The 25,633-nt window shown below is 37.9% G+C and carries 24 protein-coding genes, 1 tRNA gene and 1 other annotated feature; of the genes, 13 read left to right on the forward strand and 12 right to left on the reverse strand.

The annotated features are described in order from the left end of the window. Positions 1-243: 243 nt before the first annotated feature. Positions 244-329: transfer RNA gene (locus tag ACEN33_RS03605), tRNA-Leu, on the forward strand. A gap of 113 nt (positions 330-442) precedes the next feature. On the opposite strand, the gene ACEN33_RS03610 is transcribed toward ACEN33_RS03605, so the two are convergent. Then, on the reverse strand, positions 443-1,612 hold the full coding sequence (locus tag ACEN33_RS03610) for an ABC transporter substrate-binding protein (RefSeq protein WP_407094598.1): 1,170 nt from the start codon (positions 1,610-1,612) through the stop codon (positions 443-445). A 377-nt stretch (positions 1,613-1,989) separates the two neighbouring features. Next, positions 1,990-3,159 (reverse strand): ABC transporter substrate-binding protein, encoded by a 1,170-nt coding sequence (locus tag ACEN33_RS03615; protein WP_407094599.1) that lies wholly within the window; start codon positions 3,157-3,159, stop codon positions 1,990-1,992. Positions 3,160-3,665: 506 nt separating this feature from the next. Between ACEN33_RS03615 and ACEN33_RS03620 the strand changes: the two genes are divergently transcribed. Next, positions 3,666-4,511 (forward strand): glycerophosphodiester phosphodiesterase family protein, encoded by an 846-nt coding sequence (locus tag ACEN33_RS03620; RefSeq protein WP_407093634.1) that lies wholly within the window; start codon positions 3,666-3,668, stop codon positions 4,509-4,511. 43 nt (positions 4,512-4,554) lie between these two features. Here ACEN33_RS03620 and ACEN33_RS03625 read toward each other — a convergent pair whose 3' ends face one another. The 3 genes from ACEN33_RS03625 to ACEN33_RS03635 are packed head-to-tail and all read right to left on the reverse strand — an operon-like array spanning position 4,555 to position 7,735. After that, entirely contained in the window at positions 4,555-6,147 is a 1,593-nt protein-coding gene (locus ACEN33_RS03625) for an ABC transporter permease (protein WP_407093633.1), read from the reverse strand. A gap of 3 nt (positions 6,148-6,150) precedes the next feature. Continuing rightward, the gene (locus tag ACEN33_RS03630) at positions 6,151-7,053 is read right to left on the reverse strand and encodes an ATP-binding cassette domain-containing protein (RefSeq protein WP_407094600.1); all 903 of its coding nucleotides are present in this window, start codon (positions 7,051-7,053) and stop codon (positions 6,151-6,153) included. Positions 7,054-7,063: 10 nt separating this feature from the next. Further along, the gene (locus tag ACEN33_RS03635; protein WP_407094601.1) at positions 7,064-7,735 is read right to left on the reverse strand and encodes a TetR/AcrR family transcriptional regulator; all 672 of its coding nucleotides are present in this window, start codon (positions 7,733-7,735) and stop codon (positions 7,064-7,066) included. A gap of 319 nt (positions 7,736-8,054) precedes the next feature. Between ACEN33_RS03635 and ACEN33_RS03640 the strand changes: the two genes are divergently transcribed. Together ACEN33_RS03640 and ACEN33_RS03645 are read left to right on the forward strand one after the other, a co-directional pair. Then, positions 8,055-9,014, forward strand: a complete 960-nt coding sequence (locus ACEN33_RS03640; protein ID WP_138404920.1) for a metal-binding protein ZinT — start codon at positions 8,055-8,057, stop codon at positions 9,012-9,014. 45 nt (positions 9,015-9,059) lie between these two features. Continuing rightward, positions 9,060-10,277 carry a metal ABC transporter solute-binding protein, Zn/Mn family gene (locus ACEN33_RS03645; RefSeq protein WP_407094602.1) on the forward strand — a complete coding sequence of 406 codons (1,218 nt, stop codon included), beginning with the start codon at positions 9,060-9,062 and terminating at the stop codon, positions 10,275-10,277. Between the two features lie 573 nt (positions 10,278-10,850). Here the strand turns inward: ACEN33_RS03645 and ACEN33_RS03650 are convergent. Genes ACEN33_RS03650 through rpmG form a run of 3 tightly spaced genes read right to left on the reverse strand, consistent with a single transcriptional unit; the run spans position 10,851 to position 11,422 of the window. After that, the gene (locus ACEN33_RS03650; protein WP_171031333.1) at positions 10,851-10,961 is read right to left on the reverse strand and encodes a putative metal homeostasis protein; all 111 of its coding nucleotides are present in this window, start codon (positions 10,959-10,961) and stop codon (positions 10,851-10,853) included. Positions 10,962-10,984: 23 nt separating this feature from the next. Next, positions 10,985-11,254, reverse strand: coding sequence for a 30S ribosomal protein S14 (rpsN, locus tag ACEN33_RS03655; protein WP_138404918.1), 270 nt, complete (start codon positions 11,252-11,254; stop codon positions 10,985-10,987). Positions 11,255-11,269: 15 nt separating this feature from the next. Continuing rightward, the gene (rpmG, locus tag ACEN33_RS03660; protein ID WP_338487054.1) at positions 11,270-11,422 is read right to left on the reverse strand and encodes a 50S ribosomal protein L33; all 153 of its coding nucleotides are present in this window, start codon (positions 11,420-11,422) and stop codon (positions 11,270-11,272) included. A gap of 201 nt (positions 11,423-11,623) precedes the next feature. On the opposite strand from rpmG, the gene ACEN33_RS03665 reads away from it, so the two are divergent. Beyond that, positions 11,624-12,649: an alpha/beta hydrolase gene (locus tag ACEN33_RS03665; protein WP_407094603.1), complete on the forward strand. Its 1,026-nt coding sequence runs from the start codon at positions 11,624-11,626 to the stop codon at positions 12,647-12,649. Positions 12,650-12,813: 164 nt separating this feature from the next. Beyond that, on the forward strand, positions 12,814-14,142 hold the full coding sequence (locus ACEN33_RS03670) for an MATE family efflux transporter (protein ID WP_407094604.1): 1,329 nt from the start codon (positions 12,814-12,816) through the stop codon (positions 14,140-14,142). 44 nt (positions 14,143-14,186) lie between these two features. On the opposite strand, the gene ACEN33_RS03675 is transcribed toward ACEN33_RS03670, so the two are convergent. From ACEN33_RS03675 to ACEN33_RS03685, 3 genes are all read right to left on the reverse strand, one after another. Continuing rightward, positions 14,187-14,783 (reverse strand): nitroreductase family protein, encoded by a 597-nt coding sequence (locus ACEN33_RS03675; protein WP_407093625.1) that lies wholly within the window; start codon positions 14,781-14,783, stop codon positions 14,187-14,189. A 131-nt stretch (positions 14,784-14,914) separates the two neighbouring features. Further along, a complete protein-coding gene (locus ACEN33_RS03680) occupies positions 14,915-15,394 on the reverse strand; it encodes a hypothetical protein (RefSeq protein ID WP_407093624.1) in 480 nt (159 codons plus the stop codon). Positions 15,395-15,552: 158 nt separating this feature from the next. Next, a complete protein-coding gene (locus ACEN33_RS03685) occupies positions 15,553-16,272 on the reverse strand; it encodes a YebC/PmpR family DNA-binding transcriptional regulator (protein ID WP_407089039.1) in 720 nt (239 codons plus the stop codon). Positions 16,273-16,450: 178 nt separating this feature from the next. Here ACEN33_RS03685 and ACEN33_RS03690 point away from each other — a divergent pair, with 178 nt between their 5' ends. Both ACEN33_RS03690 and ACEN33_RS03695 read left to right on the forward strand, forming a co-directional pair. Then, complete coding sequence (locus tag ACEN33_RS03690) at positions 16,451-17,455, forward strand: LLM class flavin-dependent oxidoreductase (protein WP_407094605.1); 1,005 nt, start codon at positions 16,451-16,453, stop codon at positions 17,453-17,455. A 30-nt stretch (positions 17,456-17,485) separates the two neighbouring features. Then, complete coding sequence (locus ACEN33_RS03695; RefSeq protein ID WP_407094606.1) at positions 17,486-18,637, forward strand: NADH-dependent flavin oxidoreductase; 1,152 nt, start codon at positions 17,486-17,488, stop codon at positions 18,635-18,637. Between the two features lie 339 nt (positions 18,638-18,976). On the opposite strand, the gene ACEN33_RS03700 is transcribed toward ACEN33_RS03695, so the two are convergent. Then, positions 18,977-20,140 (reverse strand): aminotransferase class I/II-fold pyridoxal phosphate-dependent enzyme, encoded by a 1,164-nt coding sequence (locus tag ACEN33_RS03700; RefSeq protein ID WP_407094607.1) that lies wholly within the window; start codon positions 20,138-20,140, stop codon positions 18,977-18,979. Between the two features lie 101 nt (positions 20,141-20,241). Beyond that, positions 20,242-20,506: a binding site (T-box leader), on the forward strand. Positions 20,507-20,605: 99 nt separating this feature from the next. On the opposite strand from ACEN33_RS03700, the gene ACEN33_RS03705 reads away from it, so the two are divergent. From ACEN33_RS03705 to ACEN33_RS03725, 5 genes are all read left to right on the forward strand, one after another. Further along, the gene (locus ACEN33_RS03705; RefSeq protein WP_407094608.1) at positions 20,606-21,532 is read left to right on the forward strand and encodes a MetQ/NlpA family ABC transporter substrate-binding protein; all 927 of its coding nucleotides are present in this window, start codon (positions 20,606-20,608) and stop codon (positions 21,530-21,532) included. A gap of 25 nt (positions 21,533-21,557) precedes the next feature. Continuing rightward, entirely contained in the window at positions 21,558-22,490 is a 933-nt protein-coding gene (locus tag ACEN33_RS03710; protein ID WP_407093619.1) for a MetQ/NlpA family ABC transporter substrate-binding protein, read from the forward strand. 23 nt (positions 22,491-22,513) lie between these two features. Then, positions 22,514-23,413 (forward strand): MetQ/NlpA family ABC transporter substrate-binding protein, encoded by a 900-nt coding sequence (locus tag ACEN33_RS03715; RefSeq protein WP_407094610.1) that lies wholly within the window; start codon positions 22,514-22,516, stop codon positions 23,411-23,413. Between the two features lie 104 nt (positions 23,414-23,517). Further along, entirely contained in the window at positions 23,518-24,390 is an 873-nt protein-coding gene (locus ACEN33_RS03720) for a MetQ/NlpA family ABC transporter substrate-binding protein (RefSeq protein ID WP_407094611.1), read from the forward strand. Between the two features lie 38 nt (positions 24,391-24,428). Further along, positions 24,429-25,619 carry a M20 family metallopeptidase gene (locus ACEN33_RS03725; RefSeq protein WP_407094612.1) on the forward strand — a complete coding sequence of 397 codons (1,191 nt, stop codon included), beginning with the start codon at positions 24,429-24,431 and terminating at the stop codon, positions 25,617-25,619. Positions 25,620-25,633 lie beyond the last annotated feature (14 nt).

Below are 25,633 nucleotides of genomic sequence, written 5' to 3' on the forward strand. Positions count from 1 at the left end.
TCTGTAAGATATCTGTAGTAAGATTGTTCATAGGGAAGTCCTCTTTTCTGTGAATGTAGTGTGGTAACTCTATTCTACAGAAGGGGCTTCCTTTTTTCTATTTACACAAGATATTTTACACTCTCATTTGACAACAGAGGAATTAAATTATTATAATAAAATTATGAAGAAAGTATTGACATATAATATAATTAGATGGTATACTTCTGTTTGTCGTTGTCACGACCAACCACTTTTTTTATTGCCGGGGTGGCGGAACTGGCAGACGCACAGGACTTAAAATCCTGCGGTGGGTGACTACCGTGCCGGTTCGATTCCGGCCCTCGGCATAATAAGATATCGGTTTTTAATAATCCTTACTCTAGTAAAGAGTGAGGATTATTTTTTTGGTTCGTTAAAAAAACGGAACTTACAATAAAGTAAGCTCCGTTTGTATGTTATGTTAGTTACCATCCACTACATATTCCTCAGTCACTTCTCCGTTTACTAAATGTAACATAGGAGCGGAGTTTACGGCATTATGAAGGTCATCGTATTGGAATGATCCAGTCACGCCTTCGAATTGAATATTTTCCATAGCGTCACGGATCGCTGTTGGATCATCTGACCCTGCTTCTTCGATTGCTTGGAAGATTAAGTGAGCGCTATCGTAACTTAAAGCGTCGAATGTATCGGGTGCATGACCGAAGCGTTCTTCGAATTTCGCAACGTATTCTTGGGCACCAGGATTGTCACTACCTGTATGGAAGTGCGATGTAAAGTAAAGATCAGTAGCGTTTTGAGCGCCAGCAATTTCAGTTAAAGTATCACTTGCGAAGCCATGTCCACTTAGAATTGGTTGCATTAGACCCATTTCACGTGCTTGGCGAACGATGATTCCAGCTTCACTGAAGAAGGCGGGGACATATAAGACATCGAAATCAAGGGCAGCAATTGAAGTGAGTAAGCCCATAAAGTCTTGCTCGCCATCATTATAGAACACTTCGTCAACAACTGTTCCGCCTAAATTTTCAAATTCTGCTTTGAAAGGCTCAGCTAAACCAACAGAATAGTCTTTTGATTGGTCAGTAATAACCACTGCATTGGTTGCGCCTAATTCGTCCATCGCAAACCTTGCAGCTGCGTTTCCTTGGAATGTATAAGTAAAGGCTAAACGGAAGATATTACTGATAACTTCACCGTTCTCATCTAAAGCTAAATCGTCTGCTGTTCCTACGGGATACATAGTTGGTAACTGACTTTCAACCGCAGTTGGACGGGATGCATAAACTAGGTCAGACGTTGCAGGACCAAAAACTACAGAAACACCTTCACTAGCTAAACGAGTCGCAATCGAAGTTGCTTCTGCTTTATTCGATGTGTTATCGTATTCTACGATTTCGACCATTCGACCACCTAAGAGACCGCCCGCTTCATTAACTTCCTCGGCAGCTAATGTTAGATTATCCATCATTGGTACAGCGTATGCTGATCCGACACCAGACAGTTCCAAGTTTGCTCCAATGCGAATTGGTTCTTGATCCTGTGCCTGTGCAGTAGTCATAGCAGGTGTTAAACTTGTCCCTAAAGTAAGCATTGAAAGTAACGTTAATCCTAGTTTTCTTAATTTCATAATAATAATCCCTTTTTATAATATTCAATAGAAAAAATAAAAAGCCCTAATCTATCTTTCGGATAGAATAGGACTTTTAAAAAGATTTTCCTATTCTGTGTTCAAACATGAATAGGACTGAGCAGTTATTCGATTTTTTCGAATAAGCTAAGTCCTGAGGCCGTTAATAATAATAATAATGGCGTTATTTAATTTCATGTTTGATAACAGAAGCATTGGAGTTTCTCCTTAAATTTTAATGGTTTCTAATGTAATTCAAAGGTATCACATGGAATTTAAATGTGCAAGCATTATTAATGGATTTTATTCGTGCTATAGTTTTATGACAATAAAAAACGGAACTCACTAGAAGTAAGCTCCGTTTATCTGTCTATTTATTAGTTCCCATCAACTTCAAATACTTCAGCTACTTCTCCATCGATATAATGTAACATTGGGGCAGTTTCTACGGCATTATGGTATTCATCATATTGGAATGCACCAGTGATTCCTTCAAACTGAATATTTTCCATTGATTCGCGAATTGCTTCAGGGTCATCTGTTCCTGCTTCTTCAATGGCTTGGAAGATTAAGTGGGTAGCGTCATAACTTAAAGCATCAAATGTGTCAGGTGATTCACCGTAACGTTCTTCGAATTTCGCAACATATTCTTGAGCGCCTGGGTTTTCACTACCAGTATGGAAGTGAGAAGTAATATATAAGTCTGTTGCATTTTGTGGGCCAGCAATTTCTAATAATGTATCACTTGCGAAGCCATGTCCACTTAGAATTGGTTGCATTAGACCCATTTCACGCGCTTGTCGAACAATGATTCCACCTTCACTAAAGAAACCAGGTATATATAAAACATCAAAATCAAGGGCAGCCAATGAAGTCAATAGACCCATAAAGTCCTGTTCGCCAGCGTTGTAGAAGAGTTCTTCAGTAATTGTCCCACCTAAAGCTTCGAATTCTGCTTTAAAAGGATCGGCTAAACCAACCGAATAATCATTGGATTGGTCAGTAATAACTGCTGCGTTTGTTGCACCTAATTCGTCCATAGCATATCTACCAGCAGCTTTACCCTGGAAAGAATACGTAAAAGCTAAACGGAAGATATTGCTTATTACATCACCATTCTCATCGATTGTTAGATCATCAGACGTTCCAACTGGATACATTGTCGGTAACTGGCTTTGAATGGCAGAAGGGCGTGATGCATAAATCATATCTGATGTTGCTGGGCCAAGAACTGCTGCTACATCTTCACCGGCTAGGCGTGTCGCAATGGATGTTGCTTCAGTTTTGTTCGAAGTATTGTCATAGTCAATAATTTCGATCATGCGGCCACCTAATAAACCGCCCGCTTCATTGATTTCTTCAGCAGCTAATGTCAGATTATCGATGATAGGTACACCATAAGCTGATCCGTATCCAGAGAGTTCTAAATTCGCACCAATGCGAATTGGTTCCTGTTCTTGTGCATTTGCAGTGGGCATAGCAGGCGTTAAGCTAGCCCCTAAAGTAAGCATTGATAGTAATTTTAGTCCCATTTTTCTTAGTTTCATAATAATAATCCCCTTTTTTAAGTTTCAATAGAAAAATAAAAAGCCCTATTCTATCTTGCGGATAGAATAGGGCTTTTAAAAAGAAAATCCTATTCTGTCAACAAACACGAATAGGACTTGGCATATATTCGAATTTTTATCGAATAAGCTAAGTCCTGACAGCGTCGACGACGACGTTGTTTAATTTTGTGTTTGTAAACAGAATCATTTAGTTTTCTCCTTGAATTTTAATTTTTCTAATGTGATACAAAGATAACACACGGAATTAAAATGTGCAAGCGTTATTAAATACTAGATAATGAATATTATTAATATCATTAAGGAAAACATAGAAAAGGCATATCATTACCCTCAAGTCGGTGTTATAATGACAAATGTAGGTAATCGATTACAATATGAGTATATTCGCAATGTATACCTTTTACAAACTGACAGGTATTTTTAGCCTTAATCGAAAATATAATTAAAAAAATAGTTAATAGAAAAATTAAAAGAAAGAGAATAAAATGAGTGAAAATATTATTAAACAAACCAAAGATGATAAAAAGTTCTTAATTATGGCCCACCGCGGATTCTGGGGTGGGAATGTAATTCAAAATACCCGTCAAGCTGCAATTACCGCTAAAAAAGCGGGAGCAGATATTATAGAGGTCGACGTATGTCGCTCAGCTGACGGCGTGTATTATTTATTTCATAAATTAGTCGTAAGAATGTTACTAGATGTTGATAAAGAGTTTGAAGAGATGACCTCTGAAGAGATTGATTCTTTAGTGTTACTCAATTCAAATGGACAAAAATCTGGCTACCGAGTAGAAAAGTTAGAAGACTTTCTAGATTGGCTTCCAATAAATTATATTGTAAATATAGATCGAACGTCAGATTACTGGGATGATGAAGCTCTTTTTGACATATTAATCAAATCAGGTAAGAAAGAATTATTATTCCTAAAAGCACCAGCTGAACCAAAGTCATTAGAGTTGTTAAACGAAGCGAATGTGAATATACCATTCGTTGCGATTGCCTACGAACAAGCTGACTTTGAACGAGTAAAGTCTTATGAAAATATTCGATTAATTGGTGTTGATTTAAGAATTGATGATTTAAATCATCATTCATTGCTAGAAAGTAATTGGTTAAATAAACTGATTCACCAAGATATGATGATTATTGCCAATTCTGAACACCTTGGTAGAGAGTATAAACTATTCGATGTGCTGGACGATACAGCCGCAATTCTTTGTAGTGAAACTTATGTCTGGAGTATTATGAGAAAATACGGAGTCAACGTCATCAAGACCGATTGGCCTAACTTCGTGAATGATTACCGTAACCGTATTAGAGAAAGAAACTAGAAAAACCGCTAAAGTTGAAAAATGCTTTAGCGGTTTTTTACTATTAATTTTTCAAATCACGGCGGTTATATCCAATGAAACCAAGCGCCGATAGTACAATAGCTACAACGATTATGACAAGTAGAGGGAACCCATCGAATTCCACTGGCGTATGGTAAAAGACAGATAAGTTATTTAACCATTCTGGAAATTCCATAAGTTCACCTAAATAACTCACGATGAAAGAGAATGTTAAGTAAAGCCAAATTAATTGCATGACTTTAGGAATAAAGCCGAGTATGAACGTTGCCAAGCTTAAAAGGAACCATATGCTAGGAACATATAACAAGGCCATTTCAACAAAAGTTACTAGAGATAAAGGTTCGTCCATCACAAGGCTGGCAGGGTAGTAAATACCTATCGCCATTAAAAGTTGCATAATTGCAATAAATACTAAACCGATACAATAATAGGTCAGTAACAACTTCGTGCGTGAAACAGAACGACTGTATATATTTTCCAATCGCCCAATATCTTCCTCATGCTTCAGGCTCGTGATCATCGTAACAGCCGGGATGCCAGTAAATAGCGACATAATCGCGAACAATAATCGTGTAAATTCTTCAGTTAAAGTAGCAGTGTCTAAATTTGGTAGAAAAGCTTGCAAAATATCCATGTCAGCAAAGTACGTTTCAAGATCACCTAAGATTGCACCAAAAGCTGCTGCTATAAGGAAAATTCCTAAAGCCCATGAAATGAGTTTAACCTTTTCTTGACTCCAAACAAAACCTGGTAAAGTTTTTAAGAACCAAGAAGCATTTTTTCTACCTGGACGTTGCGGTAGTAGTCCTTGAAAAATATCGCGACGACGATTTAATATAAAGCCAACGTCAATTAGAATTACTGATCCAACCGCTAATCCAATGATTGGCCACCATTCATTCGTCGCAAACACTTCAGTACGCACAGTCCAACCTAATGGTGAGAAAAGTGACAGAGTTTCATTACTAACGTCACCAACTGCACGAATAAGATATGAAAGAATGAGTACAGTGAAAGCAATCCCGCGAGTTCCACGTGTTGTCTCACTTAATTGAGCAGCGACAATGGTAGCTCCTGAAAAGAATAACCCAGTGGACCCAAGAACAGCTCCATACAATAATGAAGCCTCCCAAGTAAAATCTGCATTATCCATAACACCTAAACCGACCGCAATCACTATTGTTATGACTCCATTGAGTATAAGCATTAATAAAGTCGAAGCGGTAGTATAGGATAATTTTCCAACAGGTAATGATTGAACGAGCTCTAACCGGCCTTCTTCTTCATCCAACCGCGTTGTTGTGCTTACTAATAAAATGTTCATAACAGCCATGCCAATCGCTGTAAATAACAACATCTCTCCAGCAAAAGCAATCGCAGCCGTATAATTCGATGGTGACTGTGCAGGACCTAGCATTGCTGTCATGGCTGGGTTTTGCATTGTAATACCTAGGCCAACTAAGTCGCTTTGATTTTCATAAATCATCGGATAAACGTAAGCCACACTTATAGTTAGTCCAACGATTCCAACCAGCCAAAGAAATATATTTAGTCGATGCTGTCGAAATAATAAACTAAAAATCCGGCCAGTCTCTTTAAAAAGCTGTGTGAGCATAAATTACTGACCTCCTTGCGGATTCTCATAATGATGTAGGAATAAATCTTCTAAAGTTGGCGGTTGGCTTTCTAACTTAACTAAATTAAAGTCTGAAAGATGTTGCATAATTGCTTTAAGTCTCTGACTTTCAATCTGCATTTGATAATGATTATCGTCCATCTCCACCAAATCATGGATACCTTCTAATTGAGCCAAACCAGGCACTGGCATTTCAGTTTGAATCGTTAATTTACTTCGAGTTAAATGACGCAACTCATCGAGTGTGCCTGACTCGATAATTTGGCCCTTACGAATAATCGACACACTATCACACAGACGTTCCACTTCGGATAAGATATGACTCGATAGGAGCACACTTTTACCATTTTCCTTTGCTTCAAAGACGAGCTCTTGGAAAAGCCGTTCCATTAATGGATCCAATCCAGAAGTAGGCTCATCTAAGATATAAAAATCCACATCTGCTGCAAAAGCGGCGATTAAAACAACTTTCTGACGGTTTCCTTTTGAATAAGTTCGACTCTTCTTAGTCGGGTCAAGTTCAAAACGCTGAATTAAATCATCCAGACGAGTTTGGTTCACTGGACCTCCATGCATCTTCAGTAACAGATCAATGGTTTGACCCCCAGTGAGGTTTGGCCAAAGATTTGCGTCACCTGGGACATAGGCAATGCGTCTATGAATATCAACGGATTGTTTCCACGCATCTTGGTCAAATACTTTAACTTGCCCCGAATCTGCTTTTAACATACCTAGCAGAACTCGAATTGTCGTTGATTTACCAGCACCATTTGGCCCAATAAAGCCATGGACTTCACCTTTGTTAACATTTAAATTGACTTTATCTAAGGCTGTGAAATTTCCAAAGCTCTTCGTTAAATTTTTTACTTCAATGACTTTTGACATGTTGTCCTCCTTATTTAGAACCGTCAGTAACGTATGCTGGTTTATAATATATTGTCTTCAATAAATGAATGTAAGCAAAGAATTCATCGTAATGTGGTGTTAGGTCTGCTGAATTGATTTCTGTAAAATCCGTATCAGAAAATTGTGTCACAAGCTTATTCCGATAACCTTCTATTGACCAATAGATTAGATTCAACGCTTTCTCCGCATCAATATCCTCACGAAATTTAGTTAAATCAATGTCTTTATTTAATACTTTATCAACTTGCTTTTCAATCGCTAGTTTAGCTTGCGGTAAGCCTTCACATATAGTTGTGTAGCGGGATATATTTACAAAAATATGACCTAAAAAATCAAACGTATCTTTAAATCTAGGGTATTCTTGATTTTTTATTTCTGAAAAATGAATAATCCGCTCAAAAATATCCGTAATGTCATAATTTACCTTTTGAAAATACATGGTATCAATGCGTTCTAAAGATAATTCAATTAAATACTTAAACAAACCTTCTTTGTTATTGAAGTAATTAAACAAACTCCCCTTACTAATATTCGCTTCCTTAGCAATCCGGTTTGTTGAAGCGTCATCAAACCCTTTCTCAGCAAATTCTTTAAAAGCTGCACTTAGAATGCGTTCCTTCTTTGCATCATCAATTCGATTAAATTGCTGACTTTCAAACATATAGCACCTACTTTCTATAAATGACCACACTGGTCAACTTATTTGAATTCTAGCATTATTGACCAGGGTGGTCAATTACATTTATTTCTAAAGCGAATAAATTTGATAATTTTAACGAAAATATTTTAGTTTTATCAATTTGTATCATTAGAATAGTTCGATTTAATCGCTTTAATATAGATAGTTAAATATTATACAAGTAGGATCATATGAATAAATTTTCATTCAATATTATAGAAAAATATCTTGACACATAGGTAAATAAAATATAGAGTCTAAACAGTAATTATTACTATTTACAGAAAAGGTGGAATGAGAAATGAAAAAAGTATTATTGATTTCGTTGGCAAGCATAACTTTGGTGGCAATAGCGCCCGGGGGAGAAGCAATGGTTACAGCACAGGAAAGTCAAGTAACAGAGAGCCAAGAAAAAGCAACGTCGATCTCTATTGAAGGATTGGCGGAACATTATCATACGGGGGATGAGATTGAGTTAGTTGCTTCAATTGAGGGAGAGACTGAAGGGTCATGGCAATGGTATATCAAGGACAGTGAAGCATCGGAGTGGGAACCCGTAGCGGGTTTAACAAGTCAGATATTTTCAAGAGAGGCTACGACTAATGGTTTACAAATTAAAGCTGCATTACTAGAAAGTAATGGAGATTTAATTGAAGATTCAGAAGTGGTCGAAGTTGTTATTGATGACCACCATAGTGGGGATGAAGATGGGAATGGGGAACGAATTTATAATGGATTCTTCTATAATGATGAGATAGCTGATCGTGACTTATCTGATTGGGAAGGCGATTGGCAATCGGTCTATCCTTATCTTGAGTCAGGGGATTTGGATGAAGTTTTTGAATCTAAAGCTAGCGAGAACGACACAATGACAGCTCAAGCATACAAAGAATATTACACGACAGGTTATGAAACTGATTTGAATCGAATTGTTATTAATGATGATACGTTTACATTCTATTATGAAGATGAAAATGAAGTAAGTGCCCAATATGAATATGATGGTTATGAAGTTTTAACTTATGATCGTGGTAATCGAGGAGTGCGTTTTATCTTCAAAAAAGTAGATGGCCAAGCAGCGGATATGCCAGAGTTTATTCAATTTAGTGACCATAGTATTTCTCCGACAGATTCCGCTCATTTTCATTTATATTGGGGGGATAATCGTGATGAATTACTAGAGGAGGTTGATCACTGGCCAACATACTATCCTTCTGAACTAGATGCTTCAGGCTTAGTCCACGATATGTTAGCCCACTAAGAGTGCACTTTGTACTGCAGTCCTATTTAGAAAAGGAGATTGTGTATGATATTAAAAAAATATAGCAAACACTTGATGGTGATGTTTATTAGCATGTTAATCGTAAATAACCTAGGGATGTCGAAGGTTGCATTTGCTAATGAATCTGAAGAAGAAAAAATAACTGTTGTTACTTCATTTTATCCAATGTATGAATTTGTTAAACAAGTTGGAGGTGATCGAATTAACGTCAGTCAATTGGTGACAGACAATGCGAGTCCTCATGGCTATGAACCAAGTGTCTATAATATTGTGGCAGTTAATAATGCAGATGTATTTGTTTATAGTAGTGACACAATGGAACATTGGGTTGAATCACTACTTAACAATTTTGACAAAGAAGAGCTTGTAATTGTCCAAGCGAGTGGAAATGGAACAGAACAGCATCATAATCATTCAGAGCAAAATCTCACTGAAGCAGAAGAGGAAGGTTATGAGGCAATGGGTGTGGAAATTATCGGCTTATCCGATCATTATCATACTGGCGATGTGATAACACTGCAAGCTAACTCAACGGAAGCCGTGACGGAATGGCGATGGCAAGTAAACTATCCAGGGGAAGACTGGCAGAGAGTAGAAGATCAAACGACGGAACTGTTTGAATATGAAGCATCTAATTCCAGCTTTTCGGTTCAAGCATTAGGAATGAATAATGATGGTGAAGTACTCATCAAATCAGAAATTTTAAACGTACATATTGATAACCACGATGAGCTGGACCCTCATAGTTGGTTAGACCCTGTCTTAGCAATCGATCAAGTAAATAGAATTCAAGAAGCCTTGATACAAGCAGATCCTGAAGGAGAAAGTGAATATAGAGCGAACGCTGAAGCTTTCAACCAGAAATTACAAACTTTACATGAGGATTATGAGCAAGCTTTTGCTGATGCAAAGAATCGATCATTCGTTGTTCAACACGAAGCGTTCGGTTACTTAGCCGATCGCTATCAACTTGAGCAAATATCTGTTGGTGGATTATCAACTGAGGTCGAGCCAAGCCCAGCACGGATTGGTGAGATAGCTAAAATTATCGACGAAATTGATGCTTCAATCATCTACTACCAACAAGGAGGAAATACTTCTATCGCTCAGACGATTGCTTTGGAAACCGGAGTAGAGGTCGCTCAATTATACGATTTAGAAGTAGCTCCTCAAGACCAGGACTTAGGCTATATTGAAGCTATGCAGGAAAATCTAAAAGCATTGAAGTTAAGTATTCAGTAGAAGACTAATCGAAATATAGATAGCTTCATGATACGGCTCAGTTTAAGAAAAAACGATAAAGTATTTTCCTTATTAGGAGGAATAGTCTAACGGGACCTGTCATGAGATGACCAGTCCCGTTAGTCGTTTAATTTCCCCTGTCATGAGATGACCAGTCCCGTTAGCTGTTCAATTTCCCTTGTCATGAGATGACCAGTCCCGTTAGTCGTTTAATTTCCCCTGTCATGCGATGACCAGTCCCGTTAGCTGTTCAATTTCCCTTGTCATGCGATGACCAGTCCCGTTAGTCGTTTAATTTCCCCTGTCATGCGATGACCAGTCCTGTTAGCGGTTTAATTTCCCCTGTCATGCGATGACCCGTCCCGTTAGCTGTTCAATTTCCCTTGTCATGAGATGACAAATCCCGTTAGCTGACCAATTTCCCTTGTCGTGAGGTTTCATATAATACTCAGTTCAAATTAGATAGATTTATAATCACCCCTTAAATTCATTCACGAATTTAGGGGGTATTTATATAGGGAAAATCAAAAAAACACCTCATAAACCAATCGGTCTACAAGGTGTATCACAACTTTAATTCTTTTTACGTTTTGCTTCTTTAATTAATTTTAACGCGCGTTTGCGAGTTTTGATATTTGGACTTTTTAAGTGACGATAAGCACTTGATGCATTCATTGCTCCCATGGATATTTGCTCCTTTACTTCAATTACCAGCTGGCTTTATGAACACCCGGGATTTGCCCTAGATGTGCATATTTTCTAAAGTTAACTCGTGACATTCCGAATTTTCGCATGTAGCCTCGTGGACGGCCATCGATTTTATCGCGCAGTTTTAAGCGGTTAGGGTTTGAATCAATGGGTAATTTACTTAAACCTTCATAGTCTCCCGCTGCTTTTAACTCACGACGTAGGTCTGCATATTGTTCTACCAGGGCGATTTGTTTTTCGTATTTTGCTTGTTTTGATTTTTTGGCCAAGTATGTAAATCCTCCTTATTTTTTAACTTCTGTGAATAAAGTACGACGTTTTAATTTTGGTGAGTACTTCATTAGTTCTAGTCGATCAGGGTTATTACGGCGATTTTTCGTTGTTAAGTATAAACGCTCGCCAGTTTCTTTGCTTTCCATTAAAATATTAATACGCATTTTGAACTCCTTTTATTTAAAATTGCAAATGGTAATGATTACTATTTAACCATAATATCAGGATTGGTCAAAGATGTCAATTAAAAATCCAATCCTATTAGAAAAACACGTTCTCTACAACATTTCCTCAAACGAATAAATCGTATCGAATGCAACTTGGGATAAAGTGCAGTACAATAAAATTACAAGGAGGCGAAGATTATGAAAATAACGACAGATATGCTCCATCCAGAATTACGTCAAGTAGGAAAATGGATTCGTCGTTTACAACCTAAGATGAATCAACGAAAAATGAAAAAGTTAGGGCGCTTTTCTCAAAAAGCTTTATATGGTAAATACTCAGGACCCAATCGCTTAACAGAAGTGTGGATTCCACGTAAAGACGGATCATTGCTTCGATTATGCGTCTTTCGACCCCGTGAACGAATGTCATCAGATAAAGAAATCTTTCTAAATCATTCAGGTAAACAATGGGATGCTTCAATTGATAAAGCACCCGGGCTACTCTGGCTTCATGGGGGTGGCTACTCACTAGGTGCACCGGAGCAGGATGCAAGTCTTATTGATGACTTTATTAGAGTAAGCGGATCTGTTGTCGTTGCACCCGATTACACACTATCTGGCGATGCACCTTATCCTGCGGCATTAGAAGATGCTTACTTAGCTTTACAATGGTTAAAAGATCTTGCATCAGAGTACGGTGTCCGGTCTGATCAACTATTTATTGGTGGTGATAGTGCGGGTGGCGGACTCACTGCAGCTCTATCACTTTTAGCAAGGGACCGCGGGGAAGTGAATATTGCCTTTCAAATCCCTTTATACCCTATGTTAGATGCAAGTAGACAGACAGCTTCAGCGCAAATAGAGAATAGCCCAGTATGGAACAGCCAATATAATGAAGTTGCTTGGAAGATGTATTTAGGTCCTGATTACCAAGCAGAAAACCTACCTATCTACGCTTCACCAGCACAAGCGACAGATTATTCAAATTTACCGCCAACTTATACACATGTTGGAACAATGGAGCCTTTCTTCGATGAAACAGTCAGCTATATTAGTCATTTACTTGAGGCTGGCGTGCCAGTGCATTTTAAATTATTTGAAGGGGCGTATCATGCCTTTGATATCATTCAACCAAATACGCCAATTGCGAAAGAAGCGCGAGCTCATTTACTTGCGACATTCAAATACGCTGTCGATTATTACTTTTCAAAACAACCCAATTAAAAAATCCGGAGAGGTTTGACTTTAAAATATTAAGTTGCTACAATGCTTGTAATTAAAGCAAAGCAATTATTTTATCACCGGATGAAATAGTAGGCTCTTTTCCTTTTGTGTAGGTCTTAGAAACAAAAGGGAGGGAGTCTTTTTTGTTTGAGGAGGAAATGAATATGGTAGACATAAGTAATCAAGCGTCAACGACGCGAAAGCAGTTTTTGCAATATGTATCCTTAGCGATGTTAAGTATGATGGGACAATCGCTGTTTATCTTTGCGGATACATTCTTTATCGCAAATGGTGTTGGTTCACGGGGTATAGCAGCTTTAAATATTGTATTACCAATGGTTAATGTATTTAATGGGATTGGTTGGATGTTTGGAATTGGTGGGGCAACTTTATTTGCAATTGCCTTAGGTAAGAAGCATTTCGAGGATGCGAACCGTTTATTTAATATGACTTTTATGTTTACTATTATTGGTTCAATTATCTTCGCAGCGAGTACCAGTTTGTTCTCGGAACCCATTTTGCGATTTTTAGGTGCGAATGAAGGGACTTATTCTCTAGCGAAAAGCTATTATGATATATTGATGTTCTTTTCACCGCTGTTTATGGTCAATTTTGTCTTTATTTCATTTTTAAGAAATGATAATAATCCACGTCTTGCGATGATTGCGATGCTAACTGGAGGGCTAGTGAATATCGTATTAGACTATATCTTTATATTCCCTTTACAAATGGAGTTAAAAGGAGCGGCAATTGCGACGGTATTCTCACCAATAACGTCGATTTTAGTAGCAACTTTACATTGGCACAGGATTGATCATCACTTGCACTTTAATAAAGTAAGTATGCAAATTAAGAAACTTAAAGACATTGTGAGTCTAGGCTTTTCTTCATTCTTTAACGAGTTTTCTTCGGCCGTCGTGATGTTTTTATTCAATATTGTCTTATTAAGATTGGTTGGAAATATTGCTGTATCAGCCTATGCAATTATTGCCAACATTAATATTATAGTAATTGCTTTATTTACAGGCTTAGGTCAAGGTTTTCAACCACTAGCAAGTAAGTTCTTAGGGCAAGGAAATTCGAAAGAATTAAAACATGTGTTAAAACTTGCGCTCATTGCGGCGGTATTCCTTAGTTTAATTATTTTTGGGATAGGTTTCTTTTTCCCAGACGGGTTAGTAGCAATTTTTAATAGTGAACAAAATCAAGAGATGGCACTGATTGCGCTTCAAGGGATTCCATTATACTTTATGTCATTCTTATTTACGGGAATGAATTTTATTGTGATTTATTATTTGGCAGCGATCAATCAAGCGAGATCTTCGCTTATCTTATCGGCACTGCGTGGTTTTATTTTAATCATTCCGGTGCTACTTGTGATGGCCTTGTGGTTTAACCTTATCGGTGTGTGGCTCACGATGATGATTGTTGAAGTTATGACATTTATATTCGCATTATATATTTTACGTAAGTCACTCAGCAGACTAGCGTAAGTAAAAACCCCCATCAACTGAATGATGGGGGTTTGTTGTTTAAATTATTTAATTAATTGAACTTGTACTTCTGAATCGATATATTCTTTCTCGCCAGCACCTTGTTCAACTGAACCAAATGGCATTTGAGCCACTAATTCGTATGATTCTGGTAGGGCGAATAGTTCACGGATTGCTTTATCAAATCCTTGTTCGTAGCCTACGTTAAAGTGTTGTAGTGATCCACCTAAGTTCATTTCAGCTAGTGCTAACCAAGTAGCGTATTGTGAGTTAGCTGAGTTGTTTTCTTTATATGCTTCAGTACGTTGACCTTGAGTAGGCATTTTAGCCACTGCATCGCGGTCTTCGAAGAATAATACTGTACCGATACCGTTTTTAGCACCTTCCATAATTGGTGACATGAAGTCCCAAGTTGCTTGGTCTAAAACTTCTTTTTGAACATCTAAGATTAAGTTCCAAAGTTTAGTGTTTGCTTCACCAGTTAAAACAACTAAACGTGATGTTTGGCTGTTGAAAGCTGAAGGAACATCTTTTTGAGTTTCACGGATTGTAGCTACGATGTCTTCGATTGAATACTCGCTGTTTGTACCTAAAGCGTAGATTGAGCGACGGTTTTTGATTACATGTTTAAATTCTGCCATAATAATTAAATTCTCCTCTATTTCTAAATAATTAACTTACTGTTTATATTATAAAGGGTGTTTGAATGAATGTAAACCTCTAATTCGAGATAATAGACACAAAGGCGAAATTGTCGATTAATTCGTAAATTTTATTCCGTAATGAGGGGAATATTTGGATAATGTTCCCTGATTAATTCTAGAACTTTCTTAGTCCGCATGTTTTTATTCGTAATATTCATAATCATCGCACCATCTTCACCTTCGATGACGATTTCTTCAGTATGATCATTTCCGCGTTTTCTTCGAATAAAGCGAGAACGATAGACAAAACGATGAATACGACTAACATCATAAGTCTCCTTGTGATATTGAATTGTATCCTCACTAGCCGTGATATACGTTGCGTTGACGATTGAATAAATCGAGTAACCCAAAAGAATGAGTCCAATAATTAAAAAAATCAGGGGGATAAACGCAATAATACTTAACTGATTATCAAAGTTGTCTTGGCCGAGCATCGGGAAAAGGACAAGAGAAAATGTGGCTCCATACCAAGTAAAGACTAAGCCGATGATTAAGAAAATAGCTGTAGCTAATTTCCCTCTTTTGATTTTAAAGTAAGTTTCCATTATGAGCACCTCTTTCAATTAGCTTTATTAAAGTATAAAGCTAATCTAAGTAGACTGCTATTGATATGGATAAATGTGCAATTATTCAGTTAAAATGAGTTAAGAAATAGGCCAGCAACATGCATGCGCACCTCACTGGCCTGATAATTTAAAGATTATTAATACTCTGCATTATGATAAACATCAGTGACATCATCGTCATCTTCAATAATATCGATCATAGCTTCGAAATCTTCTACAAGTGCCTCATCAAGTGGCACAGAAATATTTGGTTTCATCGTTAATTCAGATTGAGCTAAAGTGTAGTTTTCAGCTAAAGCATCACGAACAGCAGTAAAATCAGTTGGAGCTGTGTAAACTTCAACAACATCTTCTGACATTTCCATATCTTCGGCTCCCGCTTCAAGAATATTCATCATTAAAGTATCTTCGTCGTCTTCTAAACCTTCACGTTCAATTGCAATATAACCTTTACGTTCAAATTGAAAAGCGACAGAACCTTTCTCACCTAAATTACCACCATTATGATTAAAAGCTGTACGGATATTAGTTCCTGTACGGTTATGGTTATCTGTTAGTCCATAAACTAAGACACCAATTCCGCCCGGTCCATAACCTTCATAAACAACTTCATCATAGTTTGCGCCATCAGCTGAATCCGTTGCGCGCTTAATTGCTCGCTCAACGTTATCATTTGGCATATTCGCACTTTTTGCTTTATCAAGTACGAGACGCAGTGAAGGATTCATATCTGGATCGCCGCCGTTTTTTGCAGCTACATAAATTTCACGGGATAGCTTTTGGAAGATTTTACCTTTTTTAGAATCTTGTGCATTTTTTCGTTTTTGTATATTTTTCCATTTTGAATGCCCAGCCATCTAATCACTCCTTTTGTTAGTATCATCTAAGTAATCATATAATGAAACCACCTAATTGTAAAATAACTACCTAGTACAAAGGAGTATTTCCTTAAATTTAAAGCATATAACAATCTTTTTATCTATTCACTTGTTACAATGAAGATAAGAATATTCAATATGAGAGGACGATTTATATATGGAATTAGGCGTACACGATTTAGTTACATTAAATGACGGAGAAACCCCTGAGGCAGCATTTGAGCGAACAAAGCGCTTTGTTCAAGAGATAGAAAAGTTAAATTACAAACGCTATTGGTTTGCAGAACATCATAACTCACCGACCCACGCAAGTTCATCGCCAGAATTATTAGCAGCTTATATGTCTGCGGTGACATCAAAAATCCGCTTAGGTACGGGTGGAACAATGATTATGCATTACTCACCATTGAAAATAGCAGAAAACTTCAAAACTTTAACAGCATTAGCTCCCGACCGCATTGATATTGGACTCGGACGTGCACCTGGAAGTGGTCCGAATGAAATTGTTGCACTGGCACAAGGTAAACCTAACTCTTTTGATGATCAATACGACAAGATTGAAATCATTCTGGATTACTTATCAGACCAACAAGCAGATGGCTATTATGGAAGAACGAACGCGATGCCACAAGGAACATTGACTTTAACACAACCATGGATGTTAGGATCTTCTGGTCAATCTGCAAGTAAAGCGGGAGAAATGGGCTTAGGCTATAGTTTTGCGAAATTCTTTGGTTTAGAAACAGACCCTGAAGTATTCAAACAATACCGCAATGAATTTCAAGCTAGCCGTTTCTTTGAAAAACCATCTGTGATGGTCAGTTACTTAATTGTCGTGGCTGATACACAAGAAGAAGCTGATTACTTGGCTAAACCTATGGAACTATCACAATTGGCCTTGTCACGCGGACGTATGATTAAAAATGTCAGTCCCGAAGAGCTGAAAGATTATAAATATTCTGAACAAGAATTAAATTACTTAAATAATCATTATGAAAAACGCTTCATAATTAAAGGGACACCTGAGAAAGTTCAATCTATCTTAGAGGAAGAACAACAATTATTAGGTATCGATGAATTAATGGTTTATGCACCAATTCATGGTGAGAACGAACGCTTAAATTCATACAAACAGCTTGCGAAAATGTTCAATAAAATATAAAGCGATCCCTAAAGGAGGAATCTAAATTTAATGAATCAGCAATATGAAAGACTATTCCAAGCTGTAAACCTTCCTAATGGCAGTCAGCTTTCATCGCGATTTGCGATGGCACCAATGGTGGCAGCAGGGTCAACTTACGAGGGCTTTGTCGGTGATGATGACATCAAATATTTTGAACGACGCAGTCAAACTGGAGCCTTATTATTAACTGGAGCAGCGAATGTAGGACCATTTGGTAATGCTTTTGGCTATGGTTTAGGTATCCAATCAGATGAGCACATGCCTGGTATGAAGAAATTAGCCAGTACTATGAAAGCACAGGGTGCAAAAGCAATGCTTCAGATTTTTCATCCAGGTCGCCAAGCTAAGTATTCCTATCAAGATGAAGAAAAAGTGTATGGACCTAGTACAAAAGACTTTGTTTTCTTAGATTATCCAGTCACTGGTATGACAAACGAAGAAGTTTATGAATTTGTACAGTACTTTTCAGATGCTACTAAACGTGCGATCGAAGCAGGTTTTGATGGTGTAGAAATTCATGGGGCGAATCATTATTTAATTCAACAATTCTTCTCAGAATTATCGAACGAACGTGAGGATGAGTGGGGTGGAAATCGAGAGAAACGAGCAGCCTTTCCTTTAGCTGTAGTTAAAGCCGTTCAAGAAGTAGCAAATGAATACGCAAAAGACGATTTCATCATTGGTTACCGTATAAGTCCAGAAGAGATTCATGGCGAGATAGTTGGCTATAACTTTGACGACGCCTTATATTTAATTGACCAAGTAGCTGAATTGGGTGTGGATTATATTCATGTGTCTCAATTTGGACCTAACGGCTTTAAAAACAAAGCCCGTCTCGGTGAGCATAAAGGTGAAGTAATTAATGAAGTTGTCCACGAATTATTAGCAGATCGTACATTACTTATTGGCGCTGGGGATTTAACAAGTCTTGATAAGTTGTTAGAAGCGCTAAATTATGTAGATATCCTTGCGATGGGCTCAGCAGCGATTGTCGAACCAGATTTAATGCAGAAATTGAAAGCAGGCGAAGAGGATGCTGTTACCTTACATGTGGAAGATATTTCTGACTTAGCCTTGCCGGAGCGATTTTATATGATGGTTGGGTCATTGAAAGGGAACGGATCCGTTCCCAAAGAAACGATCGAACAAATTGAAAAGTAAGATTTGACTCCAAGGTCATGGACGCACCGTGTCTGCGTTTATTATGACAGAAATAACTGGAGTCCACGAATGAAATTAGTTTGTTTGGAGTTGTCCACGATTATTGGACCAGTATATTCGTCTAATCGATCACTCGAATTTGAAACGAATGCTTGATTAGCACTAATCGATCACTCGAATCTGAAACGAATGCTTGATTAGCACTAATCGATCACTCGAATCTGAAACGAATGCTTGATTAGCACTAATCGATCACTCGAATCTAAAACGAATCCTAGTTTAATCAAAATCACAAAAAGCACTCAACCCGCGTTGAGTGCTTTTGTTATTCATCTATATTTACTTCTGTTTATAGGCTGTTTCGAAGGCTTTAAGTTGTTCGAGTAATATTTTTAAATTGGCCTTACTTGAAACATAACTGATTCTAAAGTGTCCGCGACCAGCTTCACCAAAAATTTGAGCAGGCGTGACACCAATTTTAACTTCATGGGCTAAATCTAGACAGAATTGGTAATCGTCTCCTTCATACCAAGCTGGAATTTTACTGAAAAGATAAAATGCGCCTTCAGGAACAATGAAGTCATATTCCAATTCACTTAAACCTTCAATAAGAAAGTCACGGCGTGCTTGATAGTCTTCTAACATGAGTTGAATTTCGGCGTCGCTATTATCATAAGCTTCGATACTAGCATATTGAATTTGGGTACTAATGGCAGTTAGAACTGATTGATGCAACGGGTAGATTGAGTTAATTAATTCTGCAGGTCCCGCTAAGAAGGCAGAGCGCCATCCGGTCATCGCATGGGATTTTGACGTTCCATTAATTAATAAAGTTAATTCAGGTGCAAATTTTGCCATCGATGTATGCTTAGATCCGTAACTAAATTCTGAATACACTTCATCTGAAATGACATAAATTTGGTGTTTTTTAATGACTTCAGCTAAGGCTTCAATTTCATCATGAGTATAAGTAACTCCCGTAGGGTTTGTCGGGTGATTTAAAAGCAAAGCCTTTGTCTTATCTGTAATGGCTTCTTCTAACAATTCAGGTGTCAGCTTAAATTGAGTTGAGCTAACGTCGATGGCTACAGCTTTTGCGCCTGATAAAGAAATTTGTGTATTATAGATAACATAGTTCGGGTCGACGACTAAGACTTCGTCGCCTGGATTCACTAAGCCAGTTACCGCCAAATATAATGCTTGGGTCGCACCTGCTGTAACGATAATTTGATCATCCGGTGAGTAATCCAAATCATATTTACGATTTAAGTAACGGTGAATCGCCTCACGCAATTCATACACACCACGAGAATGGGCATAGAAACTTTGATCGGCATTGATTGATTTTATGGCTGCTTGTTTAATATTTTCCGGGGTCGGAAAATCTGGTTCGCCAACGTTGAAAAATAACAATCCTTCAATATGACTGATTTGATCGTTAAAAAGTCGGATGAGATTCTCCGACGTGTTTAGTAAGTGTTTATTAATGTTTTTATAATCCATTCTCATCAACTCCTCTAATAATATTCTTAAGTCTAACATATTTTTTAATAAAATGTTTGACAAAGTAAAATTTGTGTACTATTATAGTTTCAACAGATAAATAAAACGCTTTGATGTGGAAAGTAAATCAATCAAACTTTTTAGAGAGCTCACGTTTGGTGAAAGTGAGTAAGTGACGATCGGTTGAAAATGGCTACTGAGCGGTCATTCTGAATGCGTAACGCAATAAGGATGAACGGATGCACCCGTTAGAGATGCCACAGTATATAGTTAATATTATTTAAACAAATGTACTGGTAGAGGTTATTTCAGTGATGAAATGACAAATTAAGGTGGTAACACGAAGTTTATACTCTCGTCCTTTTCATAGGATGGGAGTTTTTTTGTACTTTATTTTATGTCGAAAGTAATTCAAATGTCAAATAATAGAACAGTCAATATATCAATGAACAAGGAGGGATGAAAATGAGAAAATGGTTAAAAAGTTTAAGTGTTGTCGGATTAGCAGCAAGTTTATTAGTAGGTGCAAGTGTTCCAGTACAAGCACAAAGTGAATTTGAAGGTGAAGAAGTATCAGTTGGGATTGTTCCTGGGCCTTCAGAAGAAGTCTGGAATGTCGTTGTTGAGAAGGCAGAAGCCGATGGAATCACGGTCGATTTAGTTTTATTCAGTGACTATGTTCAACCAAACATTGCATTACAAGACGGTTCGCTAGACTTAAATGCCTTCCAACACGTTGCCTTTTTAGATGACTGGAATGAAGCAAATGACGGAAGTCTAACTGGCATTGGTTATACCTTTGTTTCGCCAATGGGTGCTTACTCTGAAAACATTGAATCTTTAGATGACTTACAAGAAGGCGATACAATTGCTATTCCAAATGATCCAACCAATGGTGGACGTGCTTTACTTGGCTTAGAACTAGCCGGTGTCATTGAAGTAGATGATGAAGTTGGACCTTTAGCAACAGTCAATGATATTACAGATAACCCATTAAACTTGGAATTTGAAGAATTAGATGCAGCTCAATTAGCTTTATCGTTACCAGATGTTGCAGCAGCGTTCATCAACTTAAACTTCGCAACAGATGCGGGACTGAGCTTAGATGAAGCCATTTTCGTTGACGCGGATTATCCAGAAGAATTAAATGAAGCTTACCGAAATGTCATTGCAGCTCTTGAAGAAAACCAAGACAACGCCCTATATTTACAAATCGTTGAGTACTATCAAACAGAAGAGGTCGCTCAAGCTTTATATGACACAACTAACAATGGTGACAAACCAGCCTGGGAAAATGCGCCAGTGATTGGAGAAAATGCTGAAGACGCAAGCAGCGAAGAAACAAGTCAAGAAGAAAGTAGTGAAGAGTCAACGGAAGAAGATGCTGAATAGTCAAAGATAAAAGGAGGAAAGTGCTATGTTAAAATTACTTAAGAAGTTAGGAAAAGTTGCCCTGACAAGTTCACTCATTCTAGCGCCAGCTACTCAAGTGGCATTTGCACAAGAAAGTTCGGGAGAATTTGAAGGTGAGAAAGTCAATGTAGGTGTTGTTGGAGATAATGGTGCAGAAGTTTGGGGCTATGTTGCCGACAAAGCTTTAGAGCAAGAAGGTATCGAGATTGATGTGACACTTTTAACTGATTATAACCAACCGAACGAAGCTTTAGCAAATGGCTCTCTAGATTTAAACGCCTTTCAACACGTTGCCTTTTTAGAAAACTGGAACGAAGCAAATGACGAAGATCTAGTAAACTTAGGCTTTACATTAGTTACACCCATGGGCTTATACTCAGACAAAATTACATCAGTTGAAGAAATTGTAGATGGCGACAGTATCGCAGTTCCTAATGACCCAACAAACGGCGGGCGTGCTTTACTTGCCTTAGAAATCGCTGGATTAATCGAAGTGGATGACGCTGTAGGCGTATTACCAACGATTGATGATATTACTGAGAACCCATTAAATCTAGAAATTATCGAGTTAGATGCAGCTCAAATTCCACAATCATTACCAGATGTTGCAGCAGCGATTATTAACACAGGTCATGCAGAAGACGCAGGTTTATCTGTAACAGAAGATGCTATCTTCGTAGATACAGATACACCAGAAGAGTTAAGTGATACTTACCGTAATATCATTGCGGCACGTTCTGAAGATGCTGAAAGTCCATTACTATTAAAAATCGTAGAACTATACCAAACGGCTGACGTAGCAGAAGTGATTATTGAATCAAGTAACGGTGGAAGTATTCCAGCATGGGAAGGCTATGAGCCAGCTGAAAGTACAGATGGATCAGAAGAGTCAACTGAAGAATCAAGCGAAGAATCAACAGAAGAAGATACTGAATAAACATAAAAAAGGAGAGATTTATCATGAAAAAATTCTTAAAATCATTAGGTGTATTATCATTAGCGGGTAGTGTTTTAGTTGGAGCAACTTCAGCAGTTCAAGCTCAAGGTGAATTTGAAGGCGAAACAGTAACCGTTGGTGTCGTAAGTGAAGCAGAAGAACAGGTTTGGGAATTTGTTTCAGAACAGGCCCTAGAACAAGAAGGTATTGAACTTGAATTAGTATTATTTACAGATTATGTTCAACCAAACGTTGCTTTACAAGACGGATCAACAGATTTAAATGCTTTCCAACACGTGGCTTTCTTAAACGAATGGAATGAAGCAAATGATGGTAATCTTGAAGCCTTAGGTTTCTCATACGTTACACCCTTAGGAGTATATTCTGAATCAATTACGTCGATTGAAGAAATTCCAGAAGACGCAGTAATTGCAATTCCTAATGACCCAACAAACGGTGGTCGTGCATTATTAGGCTTAGAATTAGCCGGCTTAATTGAAGTGGATGATGAAGCAGGAATCTTACCAACAGTTGCGGACGTAACTGATAACCCATTAAATATTCAATTTGAAGAATTAGAAGCGGCACAAATTGCGCAAGCTTTACCAGATGTGGATGCAGCAGTTATTAACAACACATTTGCTTTAGACGCTGGTTTAAGTGTTGAGGATGCTATTTTCCTAGATGCTGAAAATCCTGCAGACTTACCAGATGATTACAAAAACGTTATCGCAGTAAATGGTGACAACGCAGACAACGAATTATTTGCTAAAGTCGTAGAATTATACCAAACAGACGAAGTCGCTGAAAAATTAGCTGAAGCAAGTAACGGTGGAGATGTTCCAGCATGGACTGAAGAAGGCGAAGAAGGATCAGAATCATCTGAATCAGAAGAAGCTGAGTCCGAAGAATCAGCTGAATAGCCAAACACATTAAAAGAAACAAACTTAAAGCGTAAGTAAGCTACAATGAAGAAAGTGGTTGTAGATATTACTTACGCTTTTTTAATAAAAAATGGAGGTTCGCAATGAAAAAATTATTATATTCATTCTTATCAATCATTACTATCGCAAGCTTTTTACCAATTCAAGCCTCTGCCCAAGGGGAATTTGAAGGTGATAAAGTAACGATAGGCTTAGCCAGTTCAAATGCTTATGATTATTGGGATGTTGTCGTTGAAAATGCGCTAGAACAAGAAGGCATTGAAATTGAACTTGTGCTATTCTCAGATTACAATCAACCAAATGAAGCCTTACAAAATGGCTCATTAGATTTAAACGCTACGCAAGGGTATCCGTTTCTATTTTCTTGGAATGATGAAAATAATGGAACAATTACACCGATAGGGAATACATTAATTACGCCATTAGGTTTATATTCTGATAAACACACGTCAGTGGAAGATATTCCAGATGGCGGAACGATAGCGATTCCAAACGATCCATCAACTTATGGACGCGCGCTTCAAGCCTTAGAAATTGCTGGGTTAATTGATGTCGATGAGGCGGCGGGCATTTTCCCAGAAGAGAAAGATATTTTAGATAATCCCAAAGATTTACAGTTTGAATTATTAGACCCAGCAATGGCAGCTGTAGTACTGCAAGATGTTGATGCGGCAATTATTAATACTGGTTTTGCTTCAGATGCAGGACTTAAAGTTTCAGATGCGATTTTTGCGGATGCTCATAATTTAGATAATGTGAATCCGATGTACATTAATGTGATTGCAGCCCGTGAAGAAGACAAAGACAACCCATTATATTTAAAAATCGTCGAGTTATTCCAAACAGATGAAATTGCTGAAATTATTAAAGAATCAAGTGACGGTTCATTAATCCCGGTATTCAGAGAATACGACGTTGATATTGAGAATCAAACGGTCACAGAAGTGGCAGAGTAGAAACTTAGTAATAAAGGCAATAGAAAGTAGGAACTAAATTGGTACAAGTTATTCCAGAAATTCAAGCAAATAAAGAACAAATCGTAACATGGCGTCGTCATTTCCATCAACATCCTGAACCTAGTTTAAAAGAATTTAAAACAGCTGAGAAAATCCAAGAAATACTTACGGATCTCAATGTTCCTTTTGAAAAAGTAGGTGAAACAGGAACTTTAGGGACGATTACAGGAACAAAGAATGATGCGACCCAAAGCCAACGCGAGCAAAAAGTATTACTGCGTGCGGATATTGATGCCTTAGAAATCACAGAGGCGACTAGTCATGATTTCCCATCATTAAATGAAGGGATAATGCATGCGTGTGGTCATGATGCCCACAACTCAGGGCTTCTTGGGGCGGTTGCTTATTTAGTATCACACCGTGAACAGTTTGCTGGAACTGTCTTAGTGGCTTTCCAACAAGCAGAAGAAATTGGGAGCGGTGCGTACCAATTTATCGAAAGTGGTCTATTAGATGGCGTAGGTCAAGTGTTTGGTATGCATGTAGACCCAGCCTTACCAGTCGGTACCATTCAAGCAGTGCCAGGACCTACTATGGCATCTTGTGATATCTTTACAATTAATGTCATAGGTAAAAGTGCCCATGTTGCCCGCCCACATACTGGCGTTGATGCTTTAGCTGCCGGAGCAAATATTGTAACGGAATTACAAAACTTAGTATCCCGCTTACTGAATCCCTTAGAATCAGCAGTGATCGGGATTGGAAAATTCACTTCAGGTACGCGTTATAATATTGTTTCCAATCATGCAAAAATCGAGGGGACATTACGTACATTAAGTCATGAAACACGCGAACGTTTTTTAGCTAAGATAGAAGAAACGGCTCATGATATTGCGAAAGTATTTGGTGCAACGATTGAGTTTGAAAACTATCCGGCTGCAGCGCCAAACATTAATGACGAGGATGCAACATTACGTGCCCAACGTGCGGGAGCGAAAATTGTCGGAGAAGCAAACGTCATCAAACAAAGCCAACCAAGTATGGGATCAGATGACTTTGCGGACTTCTTAACTAAGATACCAGGAACATATGCTCGCGTTGGGGTAAGTAGTTCTGAAGAAACTTCATACGGTTTGCATCACGAGAAATTCAATTTAGATGAAGATGTATTACCAATCATGGCATCTTTCCACGTTGAATTCGCATTAGATTATTTGAATCAAGCTTAGATTATCCTGGATAC

Source organism: Ruoffia sp. FAM 24228 (assembly GCF_045528575.1).
GTDB classification, from domain to species: Bacteria; Bacillota; Bacilli; order Lactobacillales; family Aerococcaceae; genus Ruoffia; species Ruoffia halotolerans.